The 24,759-nt window shown below is 49.7% G+C and carries 26 protein-coding genes and 1 tRNA gene; 19 read left to right on the top strand and 8 right to left on the bottom strand.

Annotated elements, in window-relative coordinates:
- The first annotated feature begins 11 nt into the window (after positions 1 to 11).
- The 7 genes from lpdA to U740_RS09325 all read left to right on the top strand — a co-directional run bounded on the left by lpdA (position 12) and on the right by U740_RS09325 (position 7,684).
- Positions 12 to 1,454: a dihydrolipoyl dehydrogenase gene (lpdA, locus tag U740_RS09355; RefSeq protein WP_036860386.1), complete on the top strand. Its 1,443-nt coding sequence runs from the start codon at positions 12 to 14 to the stop codon at positions 1,452 to 1,454.
- 83 nt (positions 1,455 to 1,537) lie between these two features.
- Entirely contained in the window at positions 1,538 to 2,707 is a 1,170-nt protein-coding gene (gene sucC, locus U740_RS09350) for an ADP-forming succinate--CoA ligase subunit beta (protein WP_036860385.1), read from the top strand.
- Entirely contained in the window at positions 2,707 to 3,579 is an 873-nt protein-coding gene (gene sucD / locus U740_RS09345) for a succinate--CoA ligase subunit alpha (protein WP_036860383.1), read from the top strand. Before sucC ends, sucD begins: the two co-directional genes overlap by 1 nt.
- Before the next feature lie 217 nt (positions 3,580 to 3,796).
- Positions 3,797 to 5,695: a molecular chaperone HtpG gene (gene htpG / locus U740_RS09340; RefSeq protein WP_036861809.1), complete on the top strand. Its 1,899-nt coding sequence runs from the start codon at positions 3,797 to 3,799 to the stop codon at positions 5,693 to 5,695.
- Between the two features lie 59 nt (positions 5,696 to 5,754).
- Entirely contained in the window at positions 5,755 to 6,792 is a 1,038-nt protein-coding gene (locus tag U740_RS09335; RefSeq protein ID WP_036860382.1) for an NAD(P)H-dependent glycerol-3-phosphate dehydrogenase, read from the top strand.
- Complete coding sequence (locus U740_RS12055; RefSeq protein ID WP_081890905.1) at positions 6,776 to 7,210, top strand: DUF4389 domain-containing protein; 435 nt, start codon at positions 6,776 to 6,778, stop codon at positions 7,208 to 7,210. Before U740_RS09335 ends, U740_RS12055 begins: the two co-directional genes overlap by 17 nt.
- 9 nt (positions 7,211 to 7,219) lie before the next feature.
- The gene (locus U740_RS09325) at positions 7,220 to 7,684 is read left to right on the top strand and encodes a SixA phosphatase family protein (protein WP_036860381.1); all 465 of its coding nucleotides are present in this window, start codon (positions 7,220 to 7,222) and stop codon (positions 7,682 to 7,684) included.
- Between the two features lie 48 nt (positions 7,685 to 7,732).
- Here U740_RS09325 and folE read toward each other — a convergent pair whose 3' ends face one another.
- Complete coding sequence (folE, locus tag U740_RS09320) at positions 7,733 to 8,275, bottom strand: GTP cyclohydrolase I FolE (RefSeq protein WP_036861805.1); 543 nt, start codon at positions 8,273 to 8,275, stop codon at positions 7,733 to 7,735.
- A gap of 106 nt (positions 8,276 to 8,381) precedes the next feature.
- On the opposite strand from folE, the gene prmB reads away from it, so the two are divergent.
- The 4 genes from prmB (at position 8,382) to U740_RS09300 (ending at position 12,006) form a co-directional block, all read left to right on the top strand.
- On the top strand, positions 8,382 to 9,293 hold the full coding sequence (prmB, locus tag U740_RS09315; protein WP_036860380.1) for a 50S ribosomal protein L3 N(5)-glutamine methyltransferase: 912 nt from the start codon (positions 8,382 to 8,384) through the stop codon (positions 9,291 to 9,293).
- A gap of 113 nt (positions 9,294 to 9,406) precedes the next feature.
- Entirely contained in the window at positions 9,407 to 10,510 is a 1,104-nt protein-coding gene (aroC, locus tag U740_RS09310; protein ID WP_036861802.1) for a chorismate synthase, read from the top strand.
- A 14-nt stretch (positions 10,511 to 10,524) separates the two neighbouring features.
- Positions 10,525 to 11,673 (top strand): MFS transporter, encoded by a 1,149-nt coding sequence (locus U740_RS09305; protein ID WP_036860379.1) that lies wholly within the window; start codon positions 10,525 to 10,527, stop codon positions 11,671 to 11,673.
- 51 nt (positions 11,674 to 11,724) lie between these two features.
- Complete coding sequence (locus tag U740_RS09300) at positions 11,725 to 12,006, top strand: hypothetical protein (RefSeq protein WP_036860378.1); 282 nt, start codon at positions 11,725 to 11,727, stop codon at positions 12,004 to 12,006.
- 52 nt (positions 12,007 to 12,058) lie between these two features.
- Here U740_RS09300 and U740_RS09295 read toward each other — a convergent pair.
- Positions 12,059 to 12,135: transfer RNA gene (locus U740_RS09295), tRNA-Pro, on the bottom strand.
- A 142-nt stretch (positions 12,136 to 12,277) separates the two neighbouring features.
- Between U740_RS09295 and U740_RS09290 the strand changes: the two genes are divergently transcribed.
- Entirely contained in the window at positions 12,278 to 12,991 is a 714-nt protein-coding gene (locus U740_RS09290; RefSeq protein WP_051921378.1) for a TetR/AcrR family transcriptional regulator, read from the top strand.
- A gap of 102 nt (positions 12,992 to 13,093) precedes the next feature.
- On the opposite strand, the gene U740_RS09285 is transcribed toward U740_RS09290, so the two are convergent.
- The gene (locus tag U740_RS09285; RefSeq protein WP_235189980.1) at positions 13,094 to 14,719 is read right to left on the bottom strand and encodes an electron transfer flavoprotein-ubiquinone oxidoreductase; all 1,626 of its coding nucleotides are present in this window, start codon (positions 14,717 to 14,719) and stop codon (positions 13,094 to 13,096) included.
- Positions 14,720 to 14,956: 237 nt separating this feature from the next.
- Between U740_RS09285 and U740_RS09280 the strand changes: the two genes are divergently transcribed.
- Positions 14,957 to 15,709, top strand: a complete 753-nt coding sequence (locus U740_RS09280; RefSeq protein WP_036860377.1) for an electron transfer flavoprotein subunit beta/FixA family protein — start codon at positions 14,957 to 14,959, stop codon at positions 15,707 to 15,709.
- Positions 15,709 to 16,638, top strand: coding sequence for an electron transfer flavoprotein subunit alpha/FixB family protein (locus U740_RS09275; RefSeq protein ID WP_036860375.1), 930 nt, complete (start codon positions 15,709 to 15,711; stop codon positions 16,636 to 16,638). The genes U740_RS09280 and U740_RS09275 overlap by 1 nt, the downstream gene beginning before the upstream one ends.
- A gap of 45 nt (positions 16,639 to 16,683) precedes the next feature.
- Here the strand turns inward: U740_RS09275 and U740_RS09270 are convergent, their stop codons facing one another.
- The 3 genes from U740_RS09270 to U740_RS09260 are packed head-to-tail and all read right to left on the bottom strand — an operon-like array spanning position 16,684 to position 18,085.
- The gene (locus U740_RS09270) at positions 16,684 to 17,157 is read right to left on the bottom strand and encodes a DUF3106 domain-containing protein (RefSeq protein ID WP_036860374.1); all 474 of its coding nucleotides are present in this window, start codon (positions 17,155 to 17,157) and stop codon (positions 16,684 to 16,686) included.
- 3 nt (positions 17,158 to 17,160) lie between these two features.
- Positions 17,161 to 17,490, bottom strand: coding sequence for a hypothetical protein (locus U740_RS09265; RefSeq protein ID WP_036860372.1), 330 nt, complete (start codon positions 17,488 to 17,490; stop codon positions 17,161 to 17,163).
- Positions 17,483 to 18,085 carry an RNA polymerase sigma factor gene (locus tag U740_RS09260; RefSeq protein ID WP_081890904.1) on the bottom strand — a complete coding sequence of 201 codons (603 nt, stop codon included), beginning with the start codon at positions 18,083 to 18,085 and terminating at the stop codon, positions 17,483 to 17,485. The genes U740_RS09265 and U740_RS09260 overlap by 8 nt, the downstream gene beginning before the upstream one ends.
- 137 nt (positions 18,086 to 18,222) lie before the next feature.
- Here U740_RS09260 and U740_RS12145 point away from each other — a divergent pair, with 137 nt between their 5' ends.
- Positions 18,223 to 18,423, top strand: coding sequence for a hypothetical protein (locus U740_RS12145; protein WP_152556819.1), 201 nt, complete (start codon positions 18,223 to 18,225; stop codon positions 18,421 to 18,423).
- Between the two features lie 109 nt (positions 18,424 to 18,532).
- Here the strand turns inward: U740_RS12145 and xthA are convergent, their stop codons facing one another.
- Complete coding sequence (xthA, locus tag U740_RS09250) at positions 18,533 to 19,345, bottom strand: exodeoxyribonuclease III (protein WP_036860365.1); 813 nt, start codon at positions 19,343 to 19,345, stop codon at positions 18,533 to 18,535.
- A gap of 157 nt (positions 19,346 to 19,502) precedes the next feature.
- Positions 19,503 to 21,575, bottom strand: coding sequence for a carboxy terminal-processing peptidase (locus U740_RS09245; RefSeq protein WP_036860363.1), 2,073 nt, complete (start codon positions 21,573 to 21,575; stop codon positions 19,503 to 19,505).
- A 184-nt stretch (positions 21,576 to 21,759) separates the two neighbouring features.
- Between U740_RS09245 and U740_RS09240 the strand changes: the two genes are divergently transcribed.
- The 4 genes from U740_RS09240 (at position 21,760) to U740_RS11900 (ending at position 24,690) form a co-directional block, all read left to right on the top strand.
- The gene (locus U740_RS09240) at positions 21,760 to 22,536 is read left to right on the top strand and encodes an SDR family oxidoreductase (RefSeq protein ID WP_036860361.1); all 777 of its coding nucleotides are present in this window, start codon (positions 21,760 to 21,762) and stop codon (positions 22,534 to 22,536) included.
- On the top strand, positions 22,520 to 22,951 hold the full coding sequence (gene folK / locus U740_RS09235) for a 2-amino-4-hydroxy-6-hydroxymethyldihydropteridine diphosphokinase (protein ID WP_200877072.1): 432 nt from the start codon (positions 22,520 to 22,522) through the stop codon (positions 22,949 to 22,951). The genes U740_RS09240 and folK overlap by 17 nt, the downstream gene beginning before the upstream one ends.
- Positions 22,952 to 23,066: 115 nt before the next feature.
- On the top strand, positions 23,067 to 24,047 hold the full coding sequence (locus U740_RS09230; protein ID WP_036860359.1) for a malate dehydrogenase: 981 nt from the start codon (positions 23,067 to 23,069) through the stop codon (positions 24,045 to 24,047).
- A gap of 130 nt (positions 24,048 to 24,177) precedes the next feature.
- Positions 24,178 to 24,690, top strand: coding sequence for a DUF2244 domain-containing protein (locus U740_RS11900; RefSeq protein WP_051921376.1), 513 nt, complete (start codon positions 24,178 to 24,180; stop codon positions 24,688 to 24,690).
- Positions 24,691 to 24,759 lie beyond the last annotated feature (69 nt).

Genomic DNA, 24,759 nt, shown 5'->3' with positions numbered 1-24,759 from the left:
TAGGATTTGTAATGACAGAAAAATATGATGTCATCGTGATTGGGGCTGGTCCCGCCGGCTATGTTGCGGCTATTCGCTGCGCCCAGCTGGGTCTTAAGACTGCGTGTATTGAAAAGTGGCAAAATGCCAAGGGCGAAGGCGTTAATGGAGGTACCTGCCTGAATGTTGGGTGCATTCCATCTAAAGCATTGCTGGATAGCTCTTATAAATACCATGAGGCAAAAAGTGAATTGTCTGTTCATGGTATCAGCACCACGAGCGTAAAAATCGATGTAAAAGCGATGATTGAGCGCAAAACCAAAATTGTGGAGCAGCTCACGGGTGGTATTGCAGGTTTATTGAAAAGTAATGGCGTTACTTCGCTGTTCGGCACAGGTAAGTTGTTGTCTGGGAAAGAAGTTGAGTTGACGGATCACAAAGGCGGTAAACAAATACTCGCTGCTGATAACGTGATTATTGCAACAGGTTCTCAGCCCATCAACATACCAGTGGCTCCCATTGACGGCAAAATTATTCTCGATTCCACTGGTGCCCTCGAATTGACGGCAGTACCAAAGCGATTGGGCGTGATTGGCGCTGGAGTAATTGGGCTGGAGTTGGGGAGTGTGTGGAATCGCCTGGGTAGCAAGGTTGTGCTCCTCGAAGCAATGACGGATTTCCTCTCTATCATGGATCAGCAAATTGCTAAAGAATCACTGAAGATATTTACCAAGCAGGGGCTGGATATCCGTTTGGGTTGCCGGGTTACTGGCAGCGATGTGAAAACAAAAGAGGTTGTTGTCACCTATCAGAACAGTGACGGTGAAGAAGTCAAAGAGACCTTTGACAAATTGATAGTCTGTGTCGGTCGTCGACCCTTCACTGAAGGGCTTTTGGCGCCCGATTGCGGAGTCAACCTCGATGAGCGTGGCTTTATCTTTGTCAACGAAAAATGTGCCACCAATGCGCCTGGGGTATGGGCTGTAGGTGATGTGGTACGAGGACCGATGCTGGCCCACAAGGGTTCAGAGGAAGGTATCATGGTCGCCGAGCGTATTGCGGGTCAAAAAACCCAGATGAATTACGATATCGTACCCAATGTCATCTATACGCACCCGGAGATTGCCTCTGTTGGCAAAACTGAAGAACAGCTGAAGCAAGCGGGCGAGCCATACAATATTGGTGTATTTCCCTTCGTTGCCAGCGGTCGCGCGCTGGCAGCAAATGACAGCGAAGGGATGGTAAAACTGATTGCTCACGCTGAAACAGATCGTATCCTCGGTTGCCATATCGTCGGTCCAAGTGCAGCGGATCTTGTGCAGCAAGTGGCGATTGCGATGGAATTTGGATCGAGTGCAGAAGATATCGGTATGACGGTCTTTGCACACCCGACGCTATCAGAGTCGGTGCACGAGGCGGCACTGGCAGTTAATGGTCACGCCATTCATATACCGAACCGCAAGAAACGGAAATAGTTTTTGTCTTATAACTCCGCAGTTCTCTACGATCTGCGGAGTTTTCTTATTTATTATCCTTAACCGACTGAACGGGAATGACAATGAACCTTCACGAATATCAGGCAAAGCAGCTATTTGCTGAGTATGGTCTGCCAGTATCCGAGGGCATCGCAGCAGAAACGGTCAAGGAAGCCGTTGCCGCTGCTGATGTGATTGGCGGTGACCGCTGGGTGGTAAAAGCCCAGGTACATGCTGGTGGCAGGGGTAAAGCGGGGGGTGTCAAACTGGTGACATCCAGAGCAGAAATTGAAGCCTTTGCCCGGGAGTGGCTGGGTAATCGTCTGGTGACGTACCAGACAGACAGTAGTGGACAACCTGTAAGCCGGGTTCTCGTTGAGTCTGTCACAAACATTGCCCAGGAGTTATACCTTGGTGCCGTCATCGACCGATCAACCCGTCGCGTGGTTTTTATGGCCTCGACAGAAGGCGGCGTTGAAATCGAGAAGGTTGCGGAAGAAACCCCAGAGAAAATTCTCAAGGCGATAATTGATCCGCTCACAGGAGCACAGCCCTACCAGGCTCGTGAACTGGGTTTTAAGCTGGGCCTCAACGCTGAGCAGATTAAACAGTTCACCAAGCTATTTCTTGGCCTGTCAAAATTGTTCCATGATTATGATCTTGCATTGCTGGAGATTAATCCCCTGGTCATCACTGACGAAGGCAGTCTGCATTGTCTCGACGGCAAGATTAATATCGACAGCAATGCCATGTATCGTCAGAAAAAACTGCAGGGTATGCACGATCCCTCTCAGGAAGATGCCCGCGAGGCCCACGCCGCCAGATGGGATCTCAACTATGTGGCCCTGGACGGAAATATCGGCTGTATGGTGAATGGTGCCGGTCTCGCCATGGGGACGATGGATATTGTCAAATTGCACGGAGGTCAACCAGCTAACTTTCTTGATGTAGGTGGTGGTGCGACCAAAGAACGCGTGGTTGAGGCCTTTAAAATTATCCTCTCTGACGACAAGGTCGAAGCGGTTTTGATCAATATTTTCGGTGGCATTGTTCGCTGTGATCTGATTGCGGAGGGCGTTATCGGTGCCGTTGAAGAAGTGGGCGTGAAGGTTCCTGTAGTGGTGCGCTTGGAAGGCAATAATGCCGAGCTTGGCTCCAAGCTTCTTGCTGACAGCGGATTGAATATTATTGCGGCCACCAGCCTTACTGATGCGGCGGAGCAAGTGGTAAAAGCAGCGGAGGGTAACCAGTAATGGCAATTTTGATCAATAAATCGACCAGGGTGATCTGTCAGGGTATTACCGGTGGTCAGGGAACCTTTCACTCCGAGCAGGCGATTGCCTACGGCACCAATATGGTGGGTGGCGTTACACCGGGTAAAGGTGGCTCAACCCACCTCGGTTTGCCAGTGTTTAACACAGTGGCTGACGCCGTTGCCCAGACGGCTGCCGAGGCATCAGTTATCTATGTACCGGCACCTTTTTGCAAGGATTCCATTCTTGAGGCTGCCAATGCGGGAATCAAATTGATTGTCTGTATTACAGAAGGTATTCCCACGCTGGATATGCTCGATTGCAAAGTTAAGTGTGATGAATTGGGTGTGCGATTGATCGGGCCAAACTGCCCCGGTGTGATCACGCCAGGTGAATCCAAAATTGGCATCATGCCCGGTCACATTCATCTGCCGGGTAGGGTGGGGATTGTATCCCGCTCTGGCACCCTGACCTATGAAGCGGTCAAGCAGACGACAGACTCCGGATTTGGTCAGTCCACCTGTGTGGGTATCGGTGGAGATCCGATACCGGGTTCCAACTTTATAGACATTCTGGCTCTGTTTGAAAAAGACCCGGCCACTGAAGCGATTGTCATGATTGGCGAGATTGGTGGTACTGCTGAAGAAGAAGCTGCCCTGTACATCAAACATAACGTTACCAAACCGGTTGTATCCTACATTGCTGGTGTGACCGCCCCGGCTGGGAAACGAATGGGCCACGCGGGCGCTATTATTGCGGGTGGCAAGGGTACGGCGGATGAAAAGTTTGCTGCTCTGGAAGATGCGGGCGTCAAAACAGTGCGCAGTTTGGCGGAGATCGGTAATGGCCTGAAGGACGTCACAGGCTGGTAGTATTGGTTTGCTTGGTTATTCAAAAAGGCGGTCTGGATGGGCCGCCTTTTTTGTTGGCCCCATCAAACCCAGTCATATTGGTTTTCCCGGGAATAAACGTTGATGTATGCCCGAAATTTGAGCGTTGTGTGCTTGATTTTTGATTTAGTGCCCCCATTTCTGCACCAGCCAAAAAACATTTCGCTTTTAACTTTGTAACAAGGAGACAATGGCAGCCATGACTGTTGAAACCCACGGTTTTCAAACAGAGGCCAAACAGCTTCTGCACCTGATGATTCACTCCCTCTACAGTAATCGGGAAATCTTTCTCAGGGAGTTGATTTCAAATGCTTCAGACGCCGCAGACAAATTGCGATTCGAGGCTCTGTCCGATAATGAACTTTACGATGGCGATAGTGACCTGCAGATCAAAATAGATCTGGATCCCGACGCGGGTATCATCACCCTGCATGATAATGGTGTCGGTATGTCGAAGGAGGAGGTGATTGAGAACCTTGGTACGATTGCCAAATCCGGTACAGCTCAATTTTTAAACACGCTCTCGGGAGATCAGCGCAAAGATGCCCAGTTGATCGGCCAGTTTGGTGTCGGTTTTTATTCTGCGTTTATTGTCGCTGACAAAGTTGTTGTAGAAACGCGTCGCGCAGGTGCTAACCTGAATCAGGCTGTGCGCTGGACCTGTGAAGGGGAAGCTGAATACACCATCGAAGATATAGAAAAGCCGTCCAGAGGCACCTCCATTACCTTGCATTTAAAAGATGATGCACTGGAATTTGCCAGTCAGCTTCGGGTGCACAATATCGTCAAAAAATATTCAGACCACATCGGTATTCCCGTAGCTGTCAGAAAACCGGACCCTGATGCAGATGAAAATGCGGAAGCGCCGGTTTATAAATATGAAGTGATTAATAAAGCGTCTGCCCTGTGGACGTGCCCGCGCAATGAGATAACCGACGAGGAATATAAAGAGTTCTATAAGCACATCACTCATGATTTTGTAGAGCCGCTGGTCTGGTCTCACAACCGGGTCGAGGGCAAGCTGGATTACACAAGTCTGCTCTATGTGCCGGGACATGCACCTTTTGATCTCTATAATCGTGACGTTGCCCGGGGGCTGAAACTGTACATTCAGCGCACCTTTATAATGGATGATGCTTCGCAGTTCCTACCCTCATACTTGCGTTTTATTCGAGGGGTCCTGGATTCCAACGATCTGCCACTGAATGTCTCGCGGGAAATTCTACAACACAGTCCCGCTGTGGACTCCATTCGTTCCGCACTGGTAAAGCGCGTGCTGGATATGCTGGACAAGATGGCCAAAGAGTCACCGGATGACTATGACAAAATGTGGAAGGAGTTCGGTACCGTTTTGAAGGAGGGGCCGGCAGAGGATTATGCGAACCGTGAGCGGATTGCGGGACTCCTTCGTTTTGCTACGACCAAGACAGAAGATGAAAAGGAAACCACTTCATTGGCAGATTATCTGTCCCGCATGAAGGAAGGGCAGGAAAAAATATACTATCTTGTGGCAGATAATATGATTGCAGCCCGTAACAGTGCCTACCTTGAGGTTTTCCGCAAGCGGAATGTAGAAGTGCTTTTGTTGACCGAGCGCCTCGATGAATGGACGATTTCCCATATTCATGAGTTTGAGGGTAAGGTACTGCAGGATATTGCGAAAGGAGAGCTGGAAGATACCATTCTTACTGACGACTCGGAGAATAAAGATAGTAACGGTGAGAAAAAACAGGCCTCATCAGAGCTTATCGACAAAATTGCCAGTTGCCTGAGTGACAAGGTCGAAACTGTCAGGGAAACCAGACGATTGACGGACTCTCCTGCCTGTCTGGTGTATGCTGAGGATGCATTGAGTCCGCAAATGAGAAAATTGATGGAGGCAGCCGGGCAGCCAGTTCCTACAGATAAACCGACACTCGAGATCAATGTCCATCATCCGCTTATCAATCAGCTGAGCAAGGAAGAAGATACAGAACGATGTGCTGATCTGGTGTCACTGCTTTACGATCAGGCTGTGCTGTCTGCCGGTGATCAACTGGACAATCCCAGCCTCTTCGTTCGCCGACTCAACCAGCTGTTGTTTGAGGGAGCATCATAGCCGTGCTCCCCAGCTTCAACCTATAATCCCGAAAACAACGATAATCAGAAGTTGAAAGCATGGTGGCACCACAAAAAATTGCAGTTCTGGGTGGCGGTACATTTGGTACCGCCATTGCCAATATGATTGCGACCAATGGTCGCAATGTGGTTTTGTGGATGCGGGATGAAGAGAATGTTGAACGCTGCCGCCAAACACGTGAAAACCACCTCTATCTTCCTGGCTATCAGTTACACGAGAATCTACAAGTATCCAGTGACCTTCATGGAAGCCTAAAGGGGGCTGAGGTTATATTTTTTTCTGTCCCCAGTTCCGCCTTTCGCACTTTAGCGAAAGACGCCAGACAGTATATTGCTCCCGAGGCCATGGTTATCAGCACTGCCAAAGGGATTGAAGCCAACACATTCAAGCTGATGAGTGAAATCCTTGAAGAGGAACTTCCAGAGACTAGGGTTGGGGTCATCAGTGGACCCAATCTTGCCAAGGAAATCGTTAACAGAGCCATCACAGCTACAGTTATTGCCAGCGACGATGAGCGCTTATGTAAGGAAGTGCAAGTCTTGCTGGGCTCTCCCTATTTTCGCGTTTATGCCAACCGCGATCGATTTGGTGTGGAGTTGGCCGGTGCTTTAAAAAATATCTATGGGATCGCTGCCGGTATGGGTGCAGCCATGAAAATGGGACAAAATACCACCAGTGTATTAATTACCCGCAGTCTTGCAGAAATGAGCCGGTTTGCCGCCAAGCTGGGAGCGAACCCGATGACTTTTCTGGGGCTGAGCGGGGTTGGTGATTTATTCGTTACCTGTACTTCCCCGCTGAGCCGGAATTATCAGATAGGCTTTGCACTGGGTGAGGGCTTGACACTCGATCAAGCAGTTGCAAAAGTAGGGCAAGTTGCGGAGGGCGTCAACACCACCAAAATCATCAAACAGGAGGCTGAAGAATTGGGTATTTATATGCCTCTGGTCAGCGCTCTCTATGAAACCATGTTCAATAAAAAGCCGGTCAGTGAGGTGCTCAGTAGTCTGATGCTCGCTGAGCAAAGTACCGATGTTGAGTTTACTGCAGGGGAATGTCATGAAAGAGACGTTTAAGGTCAATGTATTAAATGTCGATACTTGGATTCGGCTGCTTTATATGATTCTGTTTGTCATGTTGTTAGTAGTCGCACGTTTTGTTGTACTGATCGTTACTATCATCCAGTTTTTGGTGGTATTGGTTAGTGGGGAGGACAACCGTAATCTCAGAACATTGGGGCAGGGCACTGCTCAATGGGTCTGTCAGACGGTTCTTTTTCTCACCTACAATTCTGAGGAAAAACCCTATCCCTTTACAGATTGGCCTGAAACTCAGGCCTCTGTGGTGGATTACTGGGCGGACGCAGAAGTGGACGAAATACCTGCTGAGGAGTATTCCTCTGCTTCAGATGAGGATGTGCCCTCTTTTGTCAGTCAGAAATCTGGAGCGGAAGCTGCATCAGTTGATGATGCTCAAAAGGAAAAAAGCGAGTAGTAAAAGCCGGTGCTGATTTACCTATTGCGACACGGTGATGCACCCTATAGTGGCATGGCCGGTGAAAGGTCATTGTCGGCTGGGGGCAAAAAAGACCTCGAATCTGTGTTGTCGCAGCACTGGACGGAACTGTCCGGGCTTGCTTTAGTGCTCTGTAGCCCGGTTCTTCGTGCCCAGCAAACGATGACAGTTTTGGCGGAAACACTGAATTATCAGGGACCACTGTTGTTTGATGATGTGCTACGTCCCGAAAGCAGTGTGGCTGCCGTTGAAAGCCGTGTGGGTTCCATGTTGGAAGAAGCGGTACTGTTGCTTGGTCACCAGCCTCTAATTGGCAAAATTCTTGAGTATTTGACAGATCAGACTGGTTTGGGGTGGTCAATGACCACCAGTTCACTGGCTTGTCTTGATGTTACGGCTTTCAGCCGAGGTTGTGCTGAACTGAAGTGGTTGACCACCCCGGAGCCGGGCTGAATCCTCGAATACTATCCTCTGGGAATTTGATCCGATACAACGGGTAAATTAACAGTTGATCAGTGAGAGGAACTCATTCCGGGTGGCTTGATTGTCTCTGAATGAGCCGAGCATGGCAGACGTTTTCATTACCGAGTTTTGCTTCTCTACACCCCGCATCATCATACACATGTGTTTGGCTTCAATAATGACGGCAACACCATTTGCTCCGGTGACCGACTCAATGGTATTCGCTATCTGGGCAACCAGTGTCTCCTGAATCTGAAGGCGGCGAGCATACATGTCGACAATTCTGGCAACCTTTGAAAGGCCCAGTACCTTTCCGTCGGGAATATAAGCAACATGACATTTGCCGATAAATGGCAGTAAGTGATGTTCGCAAAGTGAATAGAGCTCGATGTCCTTGACGATAACCATTTCATTGGCATCGGAAGGAAACAGGGCCCCATTGATTACGTCGTCGAGATTCTGGTGATAGCCGCGGGTCATAAACTCAAATGCTTTGGCTGCCCGCTTGGGTGTATCCTTCAGTCCTGCCCGGGTAACCTTTTCCCCGGTAGACTCAATGATATGGGTGTAGCAATCGGTAATTTTCACAAATATTCTCGGCCATTAGCTGTAGAGTCCGGAGCATAACCTTACGTCGGCGATAGGTAAACCTAAAGCCATTTGTTGACAGCAAAAGTACAATGCCTGCATGAAAAATCAAAGAATCATACCGGCCAGGGTTGGCGATTTGATCAACTGGGGTGCAGAGCGCTTTGAAGCTGAAGGGCTGTGTTTTGGTCACGGCACTGACAATGCTTGGGACGAGGCCCTCAGCCTGGTGTTGTTTGTTTTGAGTCTGCCCTGGGATAGCGATGTCAGTACCCTGCAGCGGTCACTTTCCACTGACGAGCAATCGCGTATCACCAGCCTGTTTGATCGGCGGATTAACGAGCGTATTCCGGCAGCTTATATCATTGGTGAAGCTTGGTTTGCCGGGTTGTCGTTCGCTGTAGACCAGCGAGTATTGGTGCCGCGGTCACCTATAGCCGAACTGGTTGAATCTGAGTTTTCCCCCTGGTTAAAAACCTCGCCGGCGACTGTTCTGGATCTCTGTACCGGCAGTGGCTGTATTGGCATTGCCTGCGCCCATTACTTCCCGGAGTCTCGCGTGGTACTGAGTGATATCTCGGCTGAGGCACTGGAGGTGGCCGAGAAAAATATTCAACGCTATCAGCTCAGTGAACGCGTTATCACTGCAGAATCAGATCTGTTTGCCGGTCTCTGCGGTCAACGTTTTGACCTGATCGTTGCGAACCCTCCCTATGTGGATGCAGAGGATCTCGCAGACATGCCCAGTGAGTTTCTACACGAACCGGCTATCGGGCTAGCTTCAGGGATTGATGGCCTGGATTTTACTCGCCGTCTGATTAATGAGGCACTGGATTATCTCTCGGAGGAAGGTTCTCTTATCGTTGAGGTGGGCAATTCATGGCTGGCTCTCGAGGATGCATTTCCGGCCATATCATTCCTCTGGATAGACTTTGAGCGCGGTGGTCATGGGGTTTTTTTGCTGACCGCACAACAACTGCGCGCACATCGTTTGTCGTTGGATATCGACTAACCACGACAGAGTAGAGCTGATCGTATAAAATTCCTTTCTTACTGCCTTTGTATCTCTTGTCCTCTGGAGAGTTGATGCGGGCATTCTTGCGAACCGATAACCTGGAAAATCCTATGTCTGGCAATACCATTGGCAAGCTGTTTACCGTGACCACCTTCGGTGAAAGCCATGGTGCTGCCCTGGGTTGCATCGTCGATGGCTGTCCCCCCGGACTGTGTTTAACCGAACAGGACATGCAGCGTGACCTGGACCGGCGCAAACCGGGTCAGTCACGCTATACCACGCAACGACGTGAAGGTGACCAAGTGAAAATCCTGTCGGGCACATTTGAGGGCAGGACGACAGGAACCCCGATCGGATTAATCATTGAGAATACTGACCAACGCTCTAAGGATTATTCGAATATCAAGGATCAGTTTCGGCCAGCGCACGCTGATTACACCTATTTTCAAAAATATGGTATTCGAGATTACCGTGGCGGTGGTCGGTCGTCTGCACGCGAAACCGCCATGCGTGTTGCGGCTGGCGCTATTGCCAAAAAATACCTACTAGAAGTTGCCGGCATAACGATTCGTGGATACCTCTCACAACTGGGGCCGATCCAAGCCGAGAAGGTTCTCTTTGACGAGATAGAAAATAACCCCTTCTTTTGCCCCGATCCCGACAAGGTTCCGGAAATGGAGGCTTACATGCAGCAGTTGCTCAAGGACGGTGACTCTGTCGGCGCAAAAATCACCGTCATTGCCACGGGTGTCCCCCCGGGCCTGGGTGAGCCAGTGTTTGACCGGCTTGATGCGGAGATCGCTCATGGTCTGATGAGTATCAATGCCGTTAAGGGTGTTGAAATCGGTGCCGGATTTGATGCGGTTGCCCAGCGAGGTACCGAACATCGCGATGAAATCATCCCCGAGGGCTTTTTGTCCAACCATGCGGGAGGTGTGCTGGGTGGTATTTCCTCGGGTCAGAATATCGTTGCTCATCTGGCGTTAAAGCCGACCAGTAGCTTGCGGGTTCCCGGTCGTTCAGTCGATATCCATGGCCATGCGATTGAGGTTGTAACCACTGGAAGACATGATCCCTGCGTAGGTATTCGTGCCACGCCGATTGCTGAAGCTATGCTCGCAATTACTCTGATGGATCACCTCTTGCGTCATCGTGCCCAGAATATTCATGTGAGTAGCGGTCTGCCGCCAATACCTGCCAGCACTGGCAGTTAGACAGCTGTTTTTTTGTGACTCACGAGACAGTTCCATACTGGCGGTTGTCTGCGTTCTATTTTTGTTTCTTTGGCCTGTTGGGAGCGCTGTTTCCCTATTGGTCTCTATATTTGCAGTCACTTGGCTACACGGCTACCGAGATAGGCTTTTTACTGGCTATTCCCATGGCCACCAAGGTGATTGCGCCAAATATCTGGGCATGGATTGCCGATTATACCGGTGAGCGGTTGGCCATTATTCGTTTGGGCGCATTGCTGGCCTGTCTGTGTTTTGCCGGTATTTTTATTGACCAGGGCTTTTTGGCCATTACATTGGTGATGACTGGATACAGTTTTTTCTGGAATGCAGTGTTGCCCCAGCAAGAGGTGGTAACCACCAGTTTTTTACATCAACGACCAGAAAACTACAGCCGTATCCGGGTGTGGGGCTCTATTGGCTTTATCGTGTTTGTGTTGGGCAGTGGTGCCTGGTTCGATAGATACAGCATCAATACATTGCCCGTCATAGGCCTGCTGTTGCTGGTGGGAATTTTTCTGTCCAGCCTCGCCGTGCCCACGCCTGACTATCGACAGTTCGAAGTCGTCTCGCAGACATTTGCTTCAGTTCTGAAACAACCCGTTGTGGTAGCTTTTTTTGTAGCAGGCATGCTGATGCAGCTGTCCCATGGTATCTATTACAGTTTTTTCAGTATTTACATGGAGTCTCACGATTACAGTAGGAGTGAGATAGGTGTCTTGTGGTCGGTGGGAGTCGTTGCCGAGGTGTTTCTGTTTGTCATCATGCACCGCCTCTTGCCACATTTTGGTGTGCGAATAATTATGATCAGTTGTCTGTTGGTGGCTACATTGCGCTGGTTACTGATAGGCTACTTCCCTGAGCAACCGGTAATATTGGTACTTGCCCAGGTGTGTCACGCGTTGACCTTTGGGGCCTATCATGCAGCTGGTATCGATTGCATACGTCGCCTGTTTGAAGCAGGTAATCAGGGTAAGGCCCAGGCCCTGTACAGTGCATTTTGTCTGGGGTTTGGTGGTGCTGTTGGCTCCGGGGCAGGGGGGCTAATATGGGATTTCAGCCCGCTGATGGCTTTCCAGTTGGGTTCTTTGTCCTGTTTTCTGGCCAGCTTTGTGATTTGGTTCCGTCTTAAGGATACCCGTCTTTGATATTTTCAGGGCTATCATGTCTTTGTATGCAGGGGCTCGGGAGAGACGCCAATGAAATCCGTTATAGTGATTATGATCCTGGTTGGTGTTTATCTGTTTTATCCTACCTATGATCTGCTGGTCAAGGACAGCCTGTTTGATGAAACCTTTACATTACAGGGTAGCCAGTTCCTGACAGCTGACCGGTGTCGCAAAGCGGCAATGGCGAAGAAACTGCGCTACTTCCATTGTGCAGGTAGCAGTATCTGGGGCGATTTGTTAAGCACCTATGGCAGCTATCAACCTGAAAAACGTTACAGCGACCCTGAATTATTTAAAGAAGACAGGAGTTGATGACTGAACGCCGAGAGCAATAAAAAACCCACGAGAACGTGGGTTTAATAATTGGTCGGTGTGAGAGGATTCGAACCTCCGACCCCTTCCTCCCGAAGGAAGTGCGCTACCAGGCTGCGCTACACACCGGCGGCGCGCATTATATCATCCTCCATTGAAGAGTCCACGACTCGCCGGGCTACTGCTCCGGGTTCACTTATGTGACCATTGACAGTATTTGAGTTTTCATCGGACAATCATCGTCCGCTGGCAAATCCCCCTAGAGTATCTGATGCCACGATCAATCTCGGATAGCACTGAAAAAATTCGCGCAAAGAAAAAGCGTTTCCTGGAACGCGAGGAAACGATTATTGAGAAGGCACTGTGCCTGCTGATCAGGGACGGCGTTGACAAGGTGACTGTGTCCGCCATTTCCCGTGAGGCTGGTGTCGGTAAAGGGACTATTTACAAACACTTTCTCACCAAAACAGAAATTCTGATGCGTATCGTGCTCGATTACGAGCGCCATATCACTGAAAACCTTCGCCAAGGGATTGAGGCCGCAGAGGCGGGTGATCCCGGAGCTGCTGCTCGCTCCTATTTTCAGGCCCGTCTCGCTGACCCATCACTGGATCGTCTGGTGCAATTGCTGGAAGTCCGGCTCCATGACAATCATGAAGTGGTTGATAAAATGGATGAACTGCATGCATTGCGACGCTCCAATGTGGATGCGCTGCATTCGATGCTTGCCAAGCTTATAGAGAAGGGTGTGCTCGAAGATGTCCCGCCCCATTATCATTACATGGCCTGCTGGGCTCTCGCTCAGGGTGCGGTTGAGGCGTATTTCAATATCAGTTATGGCGTGGCGGTAGAAGACAAGGAAGACTTTTTGAAGTTCATAGGTAATATCGGTATCACCATGGGTAATCGCGGGCAATTGCGCGACGACAAAATTGCCAGTTCAAGCGCCAATGCCAGTCGGGCCGAGATCCATCATTCTACATAGGTGCGGCATAATTCTACTCAGCTCTGGGGTCACGACTGCCCCATGTGGTCATTAAAACCTAGATAAGCAATTATTTTAAATAGATAACTATTTGATTTATAACTACATGTTTGGGTAGTTTGGTCCGCCACCGCCCTCGGGCGCAACCCATATAATATTCTGGCTGGGATCCTTGATATCACAGGTTTTACAGTGCACACAGTTCTGTGCATTGATCTGAAAACGCTTTTCTCCCCCTGTCTCCTGAACAACTTCATAAACCCCAGCGGGACAATAGCGCTGAGCAGGTTCATCATAGAGAGGCAGATTGTGGCTGATCGGTACCTCAGGATTTACCAATTTCAAGTGGCAGGGTTGTGCCTCCTCGTGATTGGTGTTGGATATGAAAACCGAGGACAGTTTGTCGAAGGTGAGTCTGTTATCCGGTTTTGGGTAGTCGATGGTTTTTGACTCTGAGGCAGGCTTGAGTCTGGCATGATCCGGTCTGGGATCGGTGAGTGTCCAGGGCAGGTGACCATTGAAAATATTGATATCGATAAAAGCATAGGCCGAGCCGATAATATTGCCCCATTTGTGTTGTGCGGGACCAAAATTGCGGTGCCTGTGCAGTTCCTGATAAGCCCAGCTGGACTGATAGTTGCTGTTGAAGGCTGTCAGTTCATCCTGTTGCCTGTTGCTCGCAATGGCCTCTGCTGCACTTTCGGCAGCTATCATGCCGGTTTTCATCGCACAATGGATACCCTTGATTTTTGCAAAATTGAGTGTGCCGGCGTTATCTCCCAACAAAACTCCACCACGGAAGGTCATTTTTGGCAGAGATTGCATGCCACCTTTAACCAGAGCTCGCGCACCGTAGGATACTCTTTCTCCTCCTTCTAGATATTGTTTGATGACGGGGTGTTGTTTGTAGCGTTGGAATTCATCAAATGGGCTGAGATGTGGGTTGGAATAGGAGAGGTCTATCGTTAGCCCCACTGATACCAGATTGTCTTCCATATGGTAGAGAAAGCCGCCACCGGAAGAACCTGTTTCAGTCAGTGGCCAGCCAGCACTGTGAACCACAAGGCCTTGATGGTGTTTTTCTGGGTGTATTTGCCAGAGCTCCTTGATGCCTATGCCGTAGTGCTGTGGCTGCAAGGCGTTGTCATCGAGTGAAAAGCACTCAATCAGCTGTTTCCCTAGGTGTCCCCGGCATCCTTCGGCAAAAAATGTGTATTTGCCCCGGAGTTCCATGCCGGGGGTATAGTCTGTTTTATGGCTGCCATCGGCTGCGAGGCCCATATCGCCGGTTGCAACGCCCCGAACGTTATTTTTGTCGTCGTAGAGCACTTCTGTAGCAGCGAAACCGGGGAAAATTTCTACACCAAGCTGTTCGGCCTGTTCAGCCAGCCAGCGACAGAAATTGCCAAGACTGATAATGTAATTACCGGCATTGTGCATGGTTTTAGGAACAAACAGGGATGGAACCTTTATTCCCCGGGTTTTGTTGAATACATAGATATTGTCCTGGCGAACCTCTGTGATGAGCGGTGCGCCGAGCGTTTTCCAGTCGGGGAATAGTTCATCCAGGGCGGTTGGCTCCATGACGGCACCCGAGAGAATATGGGCGCCGACTTCCGAGCCTTTTTCAAGAACCACAACAGACAGATCGGGGTTGATCTGTTTCAAGCGGCAGGCCGCTGATAAGCCCGCTGGCCCGGCCCCGACAATAACGATGTCGTAATCCATATATTCACGTTCCACAGCATTCTCCATAGGGTTTCAGTCTGTCATGTCCGGTGTGCGGAGGGTGTGAATTTTAGCCTGTATAGACCCACGGTGCCATGCGGATTTGGGACCCGCCAGTCAGTACCATGAAGTCAGTAATTGATTGTCTGAAAACCGCCCTTTGCCTTGATTTGGCTTGATGGTGGCGGCATGATTAGCACCCCTCAATGCTAACCAATGAATTTCAAAGGGTATTCCATGAAAGTACTTGTCGCTATCAAGCGCGTGGTGGACTACAACGTCAAGGTGAGACCCCGAGCCGATGCTGCCGACGTTGATCTCAATAATGTCAAAATGTCGATTAATCCTTTCTGCGAAATTGCTGTGGAAGAGGCAGTACGTCTTAAGGAGCAGGGCCTTGCCAATGAAATTGTTGTCGTTTCAATAGGGCCTCAACAGGCTCAGGAACAGTTGCGTACGGCACTGGCGCTGGGTGCAGACAGGGCTTTGTTGGTGGTTACAGAAGATGTGCTCGAACCGTTGGCAATTGCCAAGTGTCTGAAAGTGTTGTGTGATCGCGAACAACCGGACCTTGTCCTGATGGGTAAACAGTCCATTGACGGCGATAATAATCAGACGGGGCAAATGCTTGCGGCCCTGACTGGGTACCCTCAGGGCACCTTTGCATCAAAACTTGAGCTGACTGGCGATAAGAAGGCTACGGTTACTCGTGAGATTGATGGCGGGTTGCAAACACTGGCGCTTAACTTGCCGGCAATTGTGACTGCCGATCTGCGCTTGAATGAACCGCGCTATGCCTCACTGCCCAATATTATGAAGGCCAAAAAGAAACCACTGGATACATCAACCCCGGATGATCTGGGTGTTTCCATTACACCACGCGTCAAACTGTTGAAGGTTGAGTTGCCTGCTCAGCGGGCGGCCGGTATTAAAGTAGCCGATGTTGAGGAGTTGATGGACAAACTGAAAAATGAAGCGAAGGTGATCTGATGAGCATTTTGATTATTGCTGAACACGATAACCGCGATCTTAGGCCTTCGACGCTGAACAGTATCAGCGCAGCGCAGGCGATTGGTGGTGATATTGCCGTATTGGTGGCGGGCTCCGATTGTGGTGGCGTGGCTGACAAGCTGTCAAGGGTGCCTGGTATCAAAAAAGTACTTCTGGCTGATAATCCTGTCTATAACCATCATCTGGCCGAGAACGTGGCGCCTCTGGTTGCCGAGATTGCTGAAGGTTTCAGTCATGTCCTGGCGCCGGCCAGCACGACTGGAAAAAATCTCATGCCGCGAGTGGCTGCTCTGCTCGATATGCAGGCTATTTCAGATATCAGCGAGGTAATAAGCCCGGACACCTTCAAGCGGCCAGTGTACGCGGGCAATGTCATTGCGACAGTGCAAAGCAGCGACGAAGTTAAGGTGCTCACTGTGCGCTCTACGGCATTTGAGGCGGCTGCGACAGAGGGTGGTAGTGCTACCATTGAACAGATTTCCAGTGTACACAAGCAGGACAACTGCACCTTCATAGGCCAGGAGTTGGCCGTTTCCGAGCGCCCGGAATTGACCTCTGCCCGGGTCGTGGTTGCGGGTGGTCGTGGCATGGGTAGCAGCGAGGGTTTCGCTATGCTGGAAAAACTGGTCGATAAGCTTGGTGCGGCAATGGGAGCATCCCGTGCAGCTGTGGACGCGGGCTTTGTACCCAATGATATGCAGGTGGGCCAGACAGGTAAAATTGTTGCTCCGGAACTGTATATTGCCGTAGGTATTTCAGGTGCGATTCAGCATCTGGCAGGAATGAAAGATAGCAAAGTCATTGTAGCGATTAACAAGGATCCGGAAGCGCCTATTTTTCAGGTAGCAGATTATGGTCTGGTCGGTGATCTGTTTGAGCTGATTCCAGCCATTGAAGCGCAGCTCTGAGTGATAGGCAAACCGTAAAAAAACCGGTCTTTTGACCGGTTTTTTTTAGTCCCTGTTTTTTTCTGAGAAGCTGCCATCCCGACCAATTTTCTTGTGGAACTCCTTCCGCTGTTCAGGCGACATACTGCGCCATCGTTCTTTTAACGCTTCCCGTTTCTCGGCGGGCAGGTTGTGAAATTTTTCACGTGCCTGATGGATACGTTGGCGTTCTTCAGGCGAGAGTGATTTAAAATACTCGCGTCGTTTCTCCAGTTTGTCCCTCTCTGCTGGTGTCATTGATTCATAACGTTGTTTCCAGTCCTTCTTGTGGTGTTTGGAGGGGTGCACTTTGTCTTTTTCAGCATAATGACGATGGTTTCCGGCAGCCTCGAAGGGGTTTATGACCTGGCTGAGATGGCTATTGCCCGGAACAAAAAATTCTCCCTGGTAAGCCTGTCCCGGCAGTGAGAAGGCCCCAGCCAGGACAAAAGTGAGCACAGCTCGTAAAAAATAACCGCGATAGAATATGCTTTTATACATGTATCAGCCCTTCAGATTGGAGGTGTCACTGGCCAGCCAGGAATAGAATTCCATATCTTCGTAAAGATCGATTTCTTCACTGAGCATGAACTCTTCTTGAGGGGAGCTATTTTGCTGCAGATTTTGTGTGGGTGGTAAAAACACCAGTATAACTGCTAGCAGAGAGATTGCCGCCATGCTGACAACCGGGATAAAAAAACCTGGCCATCTGTGCTGATTGACTGCATTGAGAGCCATGTTTCTTGCTGCCACAAGGCGATGTGCTGTTGCAGAATCAATCTCGTTTTCAGAGTGACGCAAGGTGTCCTGTAGTTGTTTCTCTAGATCAGTCATACCAATAATCTCCCAGTGTGTCCCGAAGCTTGATTAATGCGCGGGAATAATGGGTTTTAACGCTGCCCTCAGTGCACTTCATGGCTATTGCTGTTTCTTTTGTATTGAGGCCTTCCCAGCAGCGCAACATAAAAACCTGTTGTTGGCGGGGAGGGAGATGGATCAGTGCCTCTTTCAAAACACTGATCTGTCGTTCGCGCTCATGCCGTGTATGTGGTGTTGTGCTGTCAGGCCCCGCAATGGTTTCGATAGGGTCTTCTTCAGTCTTGTTACCCTGTTTGTCCCTGAAGTGGGGAAGCCATCCTTTAAACTGCCTGTGAAATTTTCTTTTACGGTGCAAGTCATTGATCTTGCTTTGCAATATTCGATAAAACAACGGGCGCCATTCGTCGCATGGCTTATGTGCATAGCTGACCACCAGCTGGGTCATGGCCTCCTGCACAATATCCAGCGCATCCTCCCTGTCGCTAAGGGAGGTTACTGCGATGGCGTAGGCCCTGCGCTCTACAGACGACAAAAAATTTTCCATAGATTGCTGCGTCAGGGTCCTATTCCTTTTGTCATTTGCCGGGTTATCCAATAAGGTCAGCAACATGGAAAGCTGGCGCTCTGTCAACGATGGTGATGCAAAATTTCATTTATCAGTATCGCCCCACCAATGATGTAGATGTAATCATCCGAGGCACTTCTCCTATAGTAATCATGTTTTTTTTGTCTGCCGGGATGACCGTAATGTTTTCTGTACTTGTTGTGCCTGTGGTAGTGCGAATGAAACCTTTGATCACGGTATTGGCCTCGCCTTTCGTCATATCTATAATCATCCCGATAGTTCCGGCGATAGTCGTGGTGGTAGTCGTGGCGGTATTCAGCACGAAAATTCGGTTTATGGTCGCGATCCCCGGCCAGAGCCGGCGCCATGCCGAATATGATTGATGTGGTCAGCAGACAGAGAACAGGAAGTTTTTGCATGCCGGGTACTCCATTTCTTCAGTAGTGCTCATTAGAACGTACTGGTGAGATATCGGTTGACAAAATCTGTTGATCAAGGCTCGAGAGACAACCAGATTGGGCAGTGGTCGGAGGGTTTTTCCATGGCTCTGATCTGGTAATCAACGCCGGCATCAGTGGCGACAGGCAGGAGGTTTTCGGAGGCGAGAATAAGGTCGATTCGAAGACCGCGCTTGGGGTCTGCCTCAAATCCCCGGCTTCGGTAGTCGAACCAACTGAATCGATTGGGTTCATCCGGGTGAAAATAATCAAAACTGTCTTTCAGTGTCAGCTTCTGGAGGCTGGATAGCCATGTCCTCTCTTCGGGCAGAAAACAGCATTTACCAGTGCGTAGCCAGCGTTTGCGGTTTTCGTCCCCAATACCAATATCCCGGTCGAAGGGAGCTATGTTCATGTCACCCATCACAATGATGTGGTCGCCATTGGCGTGAACGCTCGATATGTGGTGTATTAGATCTTCGTAGAACTGTTTTTTACAGGGGAATTTCTGTGGATGGCTTCGGTTTTCGCCCTGGGGGAAATACCCGTTATAGATATGGACCGTACGGTTGTTAAGAGCGAACTTTCCATAAATCAGCCTTCTCTGGTGATCTTCCGGGTTGTCAGGTAGCCCCTTCATGTGGTTAGCGATGGGTGTTCGGTAGAGCAGGGCAACACCATAGTGACCTTTCTGGCCGTGATAAATCGCATCGTAACCCATTCCCTGTATTTCCTTAATGGGAAAGGCTGCATCTTCAACCTTGGTTTCCTGCAGGCCAATCACGTCCGGGGAATATTTGTCGATAACGGCTTTCAGCTGGTGAAGACGGGCACGCAACCCGTTTACGTTAAAAGAAACGATATACATGTCTTGTTCCAGCGGTCACAGCAGGTGTTCCGAGCATACTTTTTAGTTGGTCATCCGGCTACTTTGATTGACTTCAAGCTGATGGATAATATCGGATCACAGCTGGTCAGGCTGTGCATCGGCTCAAGCTGTCTACCGGCTCAGGGCTGTTATTGGTTCAAGGCTGTTGTACCAACATGGATCTGGCATCACTCATTATCAGTACATCGGCAAAGATATTGCCGGTCTCATAGAGTAGTGGATCGCGTTCCGGTAGCGGTATTGTGTTCTCCCCGTCCGGGTCGGCGTCGACAGAATTTTCTGCCTGCCATTCCTCGACGGTTTCATAGGGCGATAACCCCTTTGCGGACCGGCGTTTGTTTTCAATGGCCAACCTTGTTAAATCGTAGTCTTTTGCTTCCTGGCGACGTTGTTTTTCATTCAGCGATATCGATTGCTGTGCTCTGCGCTCTCTCATCAGTATCAGCTCATCACTGAGGTAGCGCAGGTCGGGATCCTGACTGAGTCGGGACTTGTGACGTTCAATCAACCTGTCAACGGGCAGGTCTGTCAGGTTATAACGGCGATGGGGGACGGCATTTATTTTGTCCCAGGGGAGTGCATTTTTTTCACTGCTTTCACCAACGATTTCAGCATCATAAAATGCAGGCAGCTCGATATCGGGAACTACGCCCAGATGCTGGGTGCTTTCGCCTGAAACACGGTAAAATTTCGATTCAGTCAACTTTAGCTGCCCCTCGCGAACCGGCAATTGTATCTGGACAGTTCCCTTGCCGAAAGTCTGCTCGCCAACAACAAAGCCTCTTTCATAGTCCTGAATCGCTCCGGCAAAAATTTCTGAGGCAGAAGCGCTGAGCCGGTTGGTCATCACCATCAGGGGGCCCCTATAGTAGGCGTTGTAGCGCGAACGATGATTGCGTGACACCACCTCATTAGCATCACGAACCTGCACAATCGGACCCGGATCAATGAACAAGTCTGTCAACGTGGTGGCTTCCTGTAGAAAGCCGCCGCCGTTATTGCGCAGGTCCAGAATGACACCGTCGATATTCTGATCGGCCATTTCGCCCAGCAGGCGTTGAACATCTTTGGTGGTACTCTTGAATTCAGGATCCCTATTGTAAAATGCCTCGACATCAAGATAAAAAGTTGGAATGGTGATGACGCCGAAACGGTAATTACCTGAATCGTTTTGAACCTCAATAATTTCAGATTTTGCAGCTTGTTCCTCAAGTTGGATCTTGTCTCTGACAATGGCAACTTCTCGAGTGCTACCAGCGGCTTCACCTACTGCAGGCATAATTTCAAGCTTGACGATTGTATCCTTGGCACCGCGAATCATGTCTACGACATCATCCAGTCGCCAGCCGATGACATCGACTGCTTCCTCCTCGCCCTGTCCAACACTGATAATTTTATCCCCTGCTTTGAGTATTCCCTGTTTGTCTGCCGGTCCACCTGGAATGATTCTTACCACTTTGGTGTGTTCATCTTCCCGTTGGAGCACTGCGCCTATACCGGTCAGAGACAGTGACATGGCAATGCGGAAGTTTTCCATGGAACGAGGCGACATATAACTGGTATGCGGATCGTACAATTCAGCCAGAGAGTTCATGAAAATCTGGAAAATATCCTCACTGTCACGCTGTGATAGCTGATTTTGCAGGTTGGTATAACGTTTTACCAGTAGGGAGCGGGCAGCATCGGGCTCTTTGTCGCTGAGAATCAGCCGTAGATACGACTCCTTGATCCGTTTTTTCCAGAAGGCATCAGCAGCCTGGGCTGACGCTGGCCATTGGGCCTGCTCAAGATCCATATTCAGGCTGTCATCTTCGGTGAGATCAAATTCAAAGCCACTTTCCAGCAAGTCGATATTGGCTTGCAAGCGTGCTTCGGCACGTTCCTGATAACGATTGAAAATATAAAAACCGGCGCTCAGGTCTCCTTTCTTGAGCATATTGTCCAGCTCGTTTTCCCAGCGACTGAACTCATCGATATCACTCTGGAGAAGATAACTTTTGGCTGGATCTAGATTGTTGACATATTGAGAAAGAAAGCGGTTGGATAAGCCATCATCCAGAACCTGCTTGCTATAGTGCTTGCTGGCCAGTTCATTGACAATTTCAATGGCGGTTTTGGGTTGCTCGGGACTGTAGCTGACCTTGGCAAGGGCTATTGATGTCAGTGTTAACAGCAGTAGACAGAAGGTGTTGCGAATAAAATGAGGCATCAGATGAAATTGTCTCTTGATCAGTAAAGGGTTTAGTTTATCAAAGTTGACCCTTCATAGACCCCAGTCAGCTGAAAATGTTTGATGCAATCTGCAATTACTCGGTAAAGCTTGCCCGATTGAGGTCACTGGTTGATCCCGGCTACCTTCAATGAAATGATTGGAGCTTGGACTGGAGATCACCATGACCGATAAAGAACAGCAGCGTCCTGCAGCGCTGGTGACCGGTGCCGCTACCCGACTTGGCCTGGCATTCGCGACCGCATTGGCAGATCGTGGTTGCGATATTGCGCTTCATTATCACCATTCCTCCGAGCAGGCGCAGCAACAGGCTGAATTGATCCGGTGTAGAGGAGTTCGCTGTGAAACGTTCCCGTTTGATCTCGCTGATGATGACCCCGGATGCTTGGTGGAACAGGTTTATCATTGCTTTCCACGCCTTCAGGTATTAATTAACAGCGCCTCGGCTTACCATGCCGGGACGATAGCGAATACAGATCGCGCATTACTGCAGAAGCAGTTCTCAGTAAATTTTTTTGCTCCCTACCTGTTATCCGGGAGCTTCGCAAAGCAAGTGGCGAGTGGCTCCATCATTAATATTCTGGATAACAAGATCGCCTTTCAACAATATCAGTATGGTGCTTACCTGATGTCAAAAAAAGCACTCGCCGAGTTTACAAAGCTGGCAGCAATGGAGTTCTCGCCCCGAATCCGGGTCAATGGTATAGCCCCTGGTGTAGTGTTACCGGGGGAAACCCGTACCGGCGATTATATTGATTGGCGAATTCAGGGTATTCCGCTACAGCGTCAGGGCAGAGTGGAAGACCTGATCCGGGCTATGAACTATTTACTGGATAGTGACTTCGTCACAGGTCAAATACTATTTGTTGACGGAGGTGAAGGTATGAACCACCTGGGTCTCAACGCTGAAGAGTATGAATCTGGTGATAAAGTTGAATGAGTCAGGGGGTGATCATCTGCATCGCGTTATTATTTCCGTCGGTTCCAATATCGAGGCAGCCAGGAATATTGCACGTTGTTATGAGATTCTGGCTGCTGAAACGATTCTGTTGGCGGCAGCCGACGTTATCCAGACATCACCCGTGGGTTATCAGTTTCAGCCCGATTTCCTCAACACGGCATATCTGATTGAAACACCCCTGGATAGAGTACCCTTTAATCATTATCTGAAGGCCGTGGAGGACAGGATGGGCCGGCTGAAGGGGCCGATAAAATCTGGCCCCAGAACCATTGATCTGGATATTGTCATTTGGGACGGTGTGATTCTGACCGATGATTTTTATCGTTACGACTACGTGAGAGTGCCGGTTCAGGAGCTACTGGATACTTGCGCCATGGTTGCTCGCCGCCCCTGAGAACTCACTTATTCACTCAATCGATGCTCATCATCTGTCTGAACAAGTGAAATTCTTAGCCATTTCCTTATAATGTCGTCCCCATCTGATTATCAATTTGTTTTGGAGATCTATTGTGAAAGCACCTGTACGTGTTGCCGTCACCGGCGCCGCCGGCCAAATTAGCTATTCCCTACTGTTCCGTATCGCTGCGGGTCAAATGCTCGGTGAAGACCAACCGGTCATTCTGCAATTACTGGAAATTACGCCAGCACTGGAGGCGCTCAAGGGCGTGGCCATGGAGCTGGATGATTGTGCTTTCCCGCTGCTGACGGGGATTGTTCAGACAGACGATCCGAATATTGCTTTCAAGGATGCAGACTACGCACTTTTGGTCGGTGCTCGACCCCGTGGACCGGGTATGGAGCGCAAGGATTTGCTGGAAGCCAATGCGGCTATTTTCTCTGTGCAGGGTAAAGCGATCAATGACAACGCATCGCCCGGCATTAAAGTGTTGGTGGTGGGCAATCCAGCCAACACCAATGCCCTGATCGCCCAACGCAATGCACCGAACATTAACCCCCGCCAGTTTACCGCCATGACGCGGCTTGATCATAACCGTGCCATGACCCAGCTGGCCCAGAAGACCGGCACCAGCATTAACGATATTACAAAAATGACGATTTGGGGCAATCACTCTTCGACCCAATATCCTGATCTTCACCACGCTACTGTTCAGGGCAAGGCAGCGATTGACCTGATCGATCAGGCTTGGTACGAATCGACTTATATTCCTGAAGTTCAACAGCGCGGTGCAGCGATTATCAAGGCCCGTGGTGCCTCTTCCGCAGCTTCAGCTGCAAATGCTGCTATCGACCACATGCGCAGTTGGGCGCTTGGCTCAAACTCGGGCGATTGGGTTAGTATGGGTGTCTACAGCGATGGTAGTTACGATATTGCTGAAGGCCTGATCTACTCTTTCCCCTGTGTCTGTAAAAATGGTGATTGGGAGATTGTGCAGGGCTTGGAAATCAATGATTTCTCCCGCAGCAGAATGTCCGCCACTGAAAAAGAACTCGCCGAGGAACGCGATGCTGTGAGCCATTTGCTGCCCTGAGGCCAGCATGTCTCAAGCTTGTTATTCTGGAAAAGGCGCTCTTAAGAGCGCCTTTTTTCATGTCTCAGAGAACGTTTTCGTGATCGGTGAATCTGTATTAAAACGGTCTATACTGAGTGCAGGAGCAATTATGGTTACCCTCCATGCGTTGACAGATCATGCCAGGCAGCTGGTACTCAGCCCCAATCGTTCGATGGATGGGAAGGGTAATCTTTATGTTCTGCTTGCTGCTTCTGTCGTATTGCTGATTCTGGCGACCGGGATGGCGCTCAACGGTGCATGGCTAGTCCTGCCTTTTGCCGGCATTGAGATTGTTGCATTGGGCACAGCGATGCGTCTGACTCTCCGCAAGCTGGATTTTCGTGAGGTCATCACTGTGCAGAATGGTGTGCTGAGGCTTGAACGTGGTAGAGACACTCCTGACTTTAACCTGACGTTTCCTCAGCAGTCTGTGAGATTTCTCGTAGATGGCCCAGATCGGCCCATGGGATTGCCGTTGATCGATCTGGTGGCTTTGGGGCACTGCTACCGGTTAGGCGAATTCCTAAACCGTGCCGACCGATTCAAGCTGGCCAGAGTGCTCAAGGAACAACTTAACCTGCAAGTCAGCAAGTACAATACATTTCAGCGCACCTGTTTCTAAAATTTTTGTTAAAGTAAGCTCCCTAAATACCTTCCAATGACTAAAAAACCGCAGTAAGGAGACATTATT

It is taken from the genome of Porticoccus hydrocarbonoclasticus MCTG13d (assembly GCF_000744735.1).
GTDB classification, from domain to species: domain Bacteria; phylum Pseudomonadota; class Gammaproteobacteria; order Pseudomonadales; family Porticoccaceae; genus Porticoccus; species Porticoccus hydrocarbonoclasticus.
The sequence above is the reverse complement of the archived record's forward strand: the minus strand, read 5'-3'. Positions and strand labels throughout refer to the sequence as shown.

Bases quoted from the DNA above. Each gene is read 5' to 3' on its own strand.
- lpdA (WP_036860386.1), top strand. From the start codon at position 12: ATGACAGAAAAATATGATGTCATCGTGATTGGGGCTGGTCCCGCCGGC.
- sucC (WP_036860385.1), top strand. From the start codon at position 1,538: ATGAACCTTCACGAATATCAGGCAAAGCAGCTATTTGCTGAGTATGGT.
- sucD (WP_036860383.1), top strand. From the start codon at position 2,707: ATGGCAATTTTGATCAATAAATCGACCAGGGTGATCTGTCAGGGTATT.
- htpG (WP_036861809.1), top strand. From the start codon at position 3,797: ATGACTGTTGAAACCCACGGTTTTCAAACAGAGGCCAAACAGCTTCTG.
- U740_RS09335 (WP_036860382.1), top strand. From the start codon at position 5,755: ATGGTGGCACCACAAAAAATTGCAGTTCTGGGTGGCGGTACATTTGGT.
- U740_RS12055 (WP_081890905.1), top strand. From the start codon at position 6,776: ATGAAAGAGACGTTTAAGGTCAATGTATTAAATGTCGATACTTGGATT.
- prmB (WP_036860380.1), top strand. From the start codon at position 8,382: ATGAAAAATCAAAGAATCATACCGGCCAGGGTTGGCGATTTGATCAAC.
- aroC (WP_036861802.1), top strand. From the start codon at position 9,407: ATGTCTGGCAATACCATTGGCAAGCTGTTTACCGTGACCACCTTCGGT.
- U740_RS09300 (WP_036860378.1), top strand. From the start codon at position 11,725: ATGAAATCCGTTATAGTGATTATGATCCTGGTTGGTGTTTATCTGTTT.
- U740_RS09290 (WP_051921378.1), top strand. From the start codon at position 12,278: ATGCCACGATCAATCTCGGATAGCACTGAAAAAATTCGCGCAAAGAAA.
- U740_RS09285 (WP_235189980.1), bottom strand. From the start codon at position 14,719: ATGGATTACGACATCGTTATTGTCGGGGCCGGGCCAGCGGGCTTATCA.
- U740_RS09280 (WP_036860377.1), top strand. From the start codon at position 14,957: ATGAAAGTACTTGTCGCTATCAAGCGCGTGGTGGACTACAACGTCAAG.
- U740_RS09275 (WP_036860375.1), top strand. From the start codon at position 15,709: ATGAGCATTTTGATTATTGCTGAACACGATAACCGCGATCTTAGGCCT.
- U740_RS09270 (WP_036860374.1), bottom strand. From the start codon at position 17,157: ATGTATAAAAGCATATTCTATCGCGGTTATTTTTTACGAGCTGTGCTC.
- U740_RS09265 (WP_036860372.1), bottom strand. From the start codon at position 17,490: ATGACTGATCTAGAGAAACAACTACAGGACACCTTGCGTCACTCTGAA.
- U740_RS09260 (WP_081890904.1), bottom strand. From the start codon at position 18,085: ATGTTGCTGACCTTATTGGATAACCCGGCAAATGACAAAAGGAATAGG.
- U740_RS12145 (WP_152556819.1), top strand. From the start codon at position 18,223: ATGTTTTCTGTACTTGTTGTGCCTGTGGTAGTGCGAATGAAACCTTTG.
- xthA (WP_036860365.1), bottom strand. From the start codon at position 19,345: ATGTATATCGTTTCTTTTAACGTAAACGGGTTGCGTGCCCGTCTTCAC.
- U740_RS09245 (WP_036860363.1), bottom strand. From the start codon at position 21,575: ATGCCTCATTTTATTCGCAACACCTTCTGTCTACTGCTGTTAACACTG.
- U740_RS09240 (WP_036860361.1), top strand. From the start codon at position 21,760: ATGACCGATAAAGAACAGCAGCGTCCTGCAGCGCTGGTGACCGGTGCC.
- U740_RS11900 (WP_051921376.1), top strand. From the start codon at position 24,178: ATGGTTACCCTCCATGCGTTGACAGATCATGCCAGGCAGCTGGTACTC.